The 5,429-nt window shown below is 53.3% G+C and carries 2 protein-coding genes; one reads left to right on the top strand and one right to left on the bottom strand.

Annotated features, from left to right (window positions below; translation table 11 throughout):
* Nucleotides 1–728 precede the first annotated feature (728 nt).
* Nucleotides 729–2,573, top strand: a complete 1,845-nt coding sequence (gene ftsH3, locus POG22_RS13700; RefSeq protein ID WP_063716313.1) for an ATP-dependent zinc metalloprotease FtsH3 — start codon at nucleotides 729–731, stop codon at nucleotides 2,571–2,573.
* Between the two features lie 119 nt (nucleotides 2,574–2,692).
* On the opposite strand, the gene POG22_RS13705 is transcribed toward ftsH3, so the two are convergent.
* Entirely contained in the window at nucleotides 2,693–4,900 is a 2,208-nt protein-coding gene (locus POG22_RS13705; protein WP_498905856.1) for a PhoX family protein, read from the bottom strand.
* Nucleotides 4,901–5,429: the final 529 nt, after the last annotated feature.

Here is a 5,429-nt window from a genome sequence, read left to right on the forward strand (position 1 = left end):
ACTTCATAATTTTGTCGAGAAATATTATTGTAACTTATAAAGTGGACGAGTTAAGTCAATTCAGATTTATACCTTGAGCAAGACGGCTTCTTGTTCATTTTCCACCCCCAGCTTTTGATAACTTTTTCAGCAAACCCTATGTAAGCCTGACAACTCAGCCAACTTTTCCTGACTGATTACAAGCTCTTTTCTATAAGACCTAATATTCGACCAATTACTGCCAGAATATTTTGCATGCATATCAAAATAAGAGGATGCATTATAGTATGTCTACAGCATATAAGTAGCATTTAAGGGGGTTAAGATAATTATTAGCAAAATAAGATTATCGTATTTGAGAGGATGTCTGAGAAGTCGAGACGAATGGCTGAAACCCTAATTTTCTCGTTGAGTCACGATCGCATCTTATGCTGAAACTCTGATTGTTCCCGATGTAGCTACCCTTTTCAGATATCCTCTAAAACACCTCACCCTCAGACGCGGGATCGGATCGATCGCCGATCCCCGATCGATTTGGCACAATAGAGTTATCCCTAACCCGCGTTGTCGAAGTCGTTGCAGTCCCAACAGAGGGTCGATCGCCCCACCCGCCTCAACGCACATCGCACAAACGCACCATCGTCTCGCGTTTTTGCAGGATTTCCTCAAGAAGGTTAATATAAGTTAACACTGACACTCATAAAACCGAGAAAAGAACCGCTCATAAGAAACGAGGAGGAAGAACCCCGGTGAACAAACGGTGGAGAAATGCAGGCTTATACGCACTGTTGGCGATCGTCGTCATCGCCTTAGCGACGGCGTTCTTCGACCAGCAGCCCCAAGCCCGACAAACCGCGAAATACAGCGAATTTATCAGCGCGGTCGAAAGCGGCAAAATTGAAGGAACCATCAACCTGAGTTCCGATCGCACCCAAGCGATTTATACCGACCCCCAAGGCAACGGCAAAGTCGTCGTCAACCTGCCCAACGACCCCGAACTCATCGATATCCTCACGGATAACGGGTTGGACGTGCGGGTGATGCCTCAAAGCGACGATGGCTTCTGGTTCCGCGCCCTGAGCAGCTTGTTCTTCCCGATCTTGCTGTTAGTGGGACTGTTCTTCTTGCTGCGCCGCGCCCAATCCGGCCCCGGTAGCCAAGCCATGAACTTCGGTAAATCCAAAGCGCGGGTTCAAATGGAACCCCAAACCCAAGTCACCTTCGGCGACGTTGCGGGTATCGAACAAGCCAAACTCGAACTGACGGAGGTTGTGGACTTCCTGAAAAACGCCGATCGCTTTACCGCTGTCGGTGCGAAAATCCCCAAAGGCGTGCTGCTCGTCGGACCGCCGGGAACCGGTAAAACGCTGCTGGCTCGCGCTGTGGCTGGGGAAGCTGGGGTTCCGTTCTTCTCCATCTCCGGTTCTGAATTCGTCGAAATGTTCGTCGGTGTCGGTGCATCTCGCGTCCGCGACTTGTTCGAGCAAGCTAAACAAAACGCTCCCTGTATCGTCTTTATCGATGAAATCGACGCCGTAGGTCGCCAGCGGGGTGCTGGTTTAGGCGGTGGTAACGACGAACGGGAACAAACCCTCAACCAACTCCTCACCGAAATGGACGGTTTCGAGGGCAACACGGGCATTATCATCATCGCCGCCACGAACCGCCCCGACGTTCTCGACGCTGCGTTGATGCGCCCCGGTCGTTTCGATCGCCAAGTCGTGGTCGATCGCCCCGACTACGCCGGACGCTTGGAAATTCTCAACGTCCACGCACGCGGCAAAACCCTCTCCAAAGACGTAGATTTAGAAAAAATCGCCCGTCGGACTCCTGGCTTTACAGGGGCTGACCTGTCGAACCTGCTCAACGAAGCGGCGATTCTGGCAGCCCGTCGCAACTTGACCGAAATCTCGATGGACGAAGTGAACGACGCTATCGATCGCGTCCTCGCCGGTCCCGAGAAGAAAGATCGCGTCATGAGCGAGAAACGCAAAACCCTCGTGGCCTATCACGAAGCCGGACACGCCCTCGTCGGTGCCTTGATGCCCGATTTCGACCCGGTTCAAAAAATCAGCATCATCCCACGCGGTGCTGCTGGCGGTTTGACCTGGTTCACCCCCAGCGAGGAGCGCATGGATTCCGGTCTCTACTCCCGCTCTTACCTGCAAAACCAAATGGCAGTCGCCCTCGGCGGTCGCATCGCCGAAGAAATCATCTTCGGTGAAGAAGAAGTGACTACCGGCGCGTCGAACGACTTGCAACAAGTGGCTCGCGTGGCGCGTCAGATGGTGACGCGGTTCGGCATGAGCGAACGCCTCGGTCCCGTGGCTTTGGGTCGCCAGCAAGGGAATATGTTCCTCGGTCGCGATATCGCCGCCGAACGGGACTTCTCTGAAGAAACTGCCGCCGCCATTGATGAAGAGGTGAGCAAGTTAGTGGACGAGGCTTACACTCGCGCCAAACAGGTGTTGTCGGAAAATCGCTCGGTTCTCGATCGCCTCTCTGAAATGTTGGTCGAAAAAGAAACCGTCGATGCCGAAGAACTGCAAGACCTACTCGCCAACAGCGACGTGAAGATGGCTGCGATCGCCTAAAGTTCTCGATCGCCTTTTCTCAAAATAATTTACATCGCACTTAGAACGAGGGAACGTCAACGCGACGATCCCTCGTTTCGTTCGATCGCACGCCGATACAGGACAACCCCCCCTCGACTCTAGGCGATCGATGCGCCGTCTTCTCGGTAAATTGCTACAACCGCAGGTTTCGGCGGTTCGTTGGCTTGTTTCCCCGGCCAGTTCGACCCGATCGGTACGTTTCGCATCTGGACGATTTCCTCGCCCTCGGGAGTTTTCACGACAAACTTCCGCGTTTCCATGCGGTAGTTTTGCCGCGTTCCGTGGGATTCGCCGGGATGTTGAATGCCTAAAAACAAGGTGGTTTCGTCCTGAGTGAAAAACGGCCCCGTCGTCTCGCACTCCATCGGCCCGATACCGAATAAAAACGCTTTCCCCGCATCGCGTCCCGACGTGGGAACGTACCAAATCGAGTTGTTGCCATACACGCCCAACAGCTTCGATGACGGTAACGGGTTGCCCAGATCGTCCGTCCGGCTGGCAACGGGGCGATTGTGCTTGCTGGTGGACATATCTGTCACCATCCAAATGTTGCCGCTGCGATCGACCAGCAAGTTATCGGGATTGGCAAACCCCAATCCGCCCTCTGCGGGTTCCCCTCCCATCGCCACCATCTGCCAGCGAAAACGCATCGCCGCCGGATCGCTGTCGTCCTCCTCCAACCGCATAATCCAACCGGGTTCGTAAGGCACTTCGCCGTTGGGACTCTTAAAAACGCGGGCGTCGGGGCCGCCGTCGCGATCGGGAGAACCGGAGGTAAAGCTAATATACAACGACCCGTCTGGAGCGATTTCGGTGTCTTCCGGGCGGGCGGTACAGGTGACGCCGACGGCGTTGGCGGCAAAGTGAGCGTCGATGAGAATTGCCCCCTGTTTTTCTGCGGGGGTTCCGGTGTAAATGTCGTCGAGGGTTTGGTAACTGCGTTTGTAGGCGGCGATTTGGGCGTCGGTGGTGGCGGCGAAATACTGTCCGTTCGACGGTGAATGTAAGATGAGCTGTCCGCCAACGATTTGACTGGGAGAGTCGGGATTGACGGGAGTTTGGGGAGTCAGCGGAATCCAGGTTCCGGTTCCGTCGGGGTTGAATTTCGCCCCGTACAGCATTCCGTCAGCGAGAAGTTGAGAGTTGGCTTTGTCGGTGGGGTTGGTGACGAGACCGCGACTGATAAATTTGTAGACGTGGCCGCCTCGGCGATCGCACCCCGAATAAAACGCCAGGGGTTTTCCGGCTTCTGCCCGCACGCCGACGGCTTCGTGGCGATAGCGTCCCAGCCAGGTGTGTTTGGTTCCGTAGTCGTTGGGGTTCGCCGGGTCGATTTCGACGATCCAACCGTATTTGTTCCCTGCCAGTTGGAAGACGTTCCCTTGTCCGTAGAGGGCGTCTTCAGTCATGAAAAAGGGCAGTTGCGAGGGATTGACGGACGACCCATCGAGGTTGACGGCTTCGGGAACTTGGGCGTGAAAGTTTTCTTCAGCACTGAGGACGGTTCCCCAGGGCGTGGTTCCTCCGGCACAGTTGGCGAAGGTTCCGATAACGCGATCGCCCAAACCGTCGTCGTATCCCTGCTTGTTCGTTTTGCGGAAAATCACCGTCGCCGCTCCGGTACTCTTGAGATAGCGATCGTCTTCTAAGCCAGAAATTCCCGTCACGCGGCGATCGGCAACGTCGTTTTTACGCATCCATTTTCCGTTTTCGTCTCGACGCAAAGATACCACCCCCAACCCTTGGTCGATTAGGGCTTCTCGGCAAATGTGGCGAATTTGGGCTTTTAGGGGGTTGTTGTCGCCGAGGGCGAAGGCGTTGAGGATTTTACCACCTGTCGCCTCGAGAACGTCTCGGACAGGGAGAGATGTTCCGATAACGGATTCGTAGGTTTCGAGCCAAGTTTTGGCACTGATGTACTCGAAGTTAACGGTCAGATAGCCTTCGTTTTTTCCGGTTTCGACGAAGCTCAGATAGTCGTTGTTGTAGCCGATGCGGGAGTTCCCGAGGCGATCGCCCCAGGCGAAAAGAACGTCGTACTGAAAGCCGTCGGGAAGAACGAGATCGTCGAGAACGTCGTAGGTGCTATAGTCCTCCGTGCGATCGCTCTTAGACGGGCTGTCGTGACTTAAAGGAATCGGCCCTTTAACGGGGGAAAATTTACTAAAAACGCGGTTTTGGCCGGAATCGATCGCGTCGAAGACCGACTGAGCGGTGTCGCTGCTGCAAGATTGCAGAGAACTGAGAGCAACAGTTCCTGCAGTTCCTCCGAGGAAGAACAAAAAGTTTCGGCGGTTGATTGACATGGGGATGATGTGCGATGGAGCGATGTCGTTTTAGATTTTAGACGATGTTAGATCGATCGATTTAGAGGTTAGATCGGCAAGCAAGTTTAAGATAAGGTTAATTTGAAATGTTGCTTTGATTAAATCAGTTTAAAAACACCACTCAAGAACGCGAGAATTTCCGATCGCACGCGAATAATACGGAATCCATTTTCGATAAACTGGGTTTCAAGAGGTTTTCACGCCCAGAGGCACAGAGGACACAGAGAAGGGCTTGTCGCGTTCGGCAAGATCGCTGTTTCGTCAATTCAAGTTTGAAATTCGGATTCTGTATAAAACGCCAGTTTTGAAATCGCTCGATATTTCTATCGCATAAAAAAACTCCCCCAGAGAGCTACATTTTACTGGTTGCATCTCAATTATGTAAATTCATCGAATTGGGCGCACTCAATTTCCAGATCCCCGGCATCTCCAAGATGCCGGGGATCTTATACGGGAAATGCTAATCGGGAATTTTGCCACCCAAAACTGATGTTTTTGCAAAACTGAG

Source organism: Geitlerinema sp. CS-897 (assembly GCF_028368005.1).
In the GTDB taxonomy this organism is placed as follows: Bacteria; Cyanobacteriota; Cyanobacteriia; order Cyanobacteriales; family Geitlerinemataceae; genus Baaleninema; species Baaleninema simplex.

What these genes read in the sequence shown, in the direction of transcription:
- POG22_RS13705 (WP_498905856.1), bottom strand. Translation starts at nt 4,900, where the DNA reads ATGTCAATCAACCGCCGAAACTTTTTGTTCTTCCTCGGAGGAACTGCA.